The organism is Faecalibacterium sp. DFI.5.82 (genome assembly GCF_029076575.1).
GTDB classification, from domain to species: Bacteria; Bacillota; Clostridia; order Oscillospirales; family Ruminococcaceae; genus Faecalibacterium; species Faecalibacterium duncaniae.
Window position 1 is genome coordinate 1 of sequence record NZ_JARFIS010000084.1, and the last position, 442, is coordinate 442.

Consider the following 442-nt stretch of genomic DNA (forward strand, 5'->3'; position numbering starts at 1 on the left):
CCGGAATGGTGCCGTTGCCGGGCAGGGCAATGCCAATGGCCTCGCATAGGCAGTTCATGCTGTTGGCGGTGTACATGCCGGAGCAGCTGCCGCAGCTGGGGCAGCAGTTGCAGGTGCAGTCTTCCAGCTGCTCGTCGGTGATCATACCGGCCTTGTAAGCGCCCACAGCCACGAACATCTTGGAAAGGCTGACTTCCTCGCCGCCGTAGCTGCCAGCCAGCATGGGGCCGCCGGAGCAGACCACCGCGGGCACATCCATGCGGACTGCGGCCATGACCATGCCGGGCACGATCTTATCGCAGTTGGGCACCAGCACCAGACAGTCCAGCTGATGGGCCATCAGCATGGTCTCCACGCTGTCGCAGATCAGCTCGCGGGAGGCCAGGGAGTATTTCATGCCCACATGGCCCATGGCGATGCCATCGGTGTCTGCGATGGCATC

Annotated in this window: 1 protein-coding gene; it reads right to left on the reverse strand. The window is 63.3% G+C overall.

Annotated elements, in window-relative coordinates; all coding sequences use genetic code 11:
- A partial coding sequence (locus P0G09_RS15675; RefSeq protein WP_275253116.1) for a dihydroxy-acid dehydratase occupies positions 1–442 on the reverse strand: 442 nt, incomplete at both ends.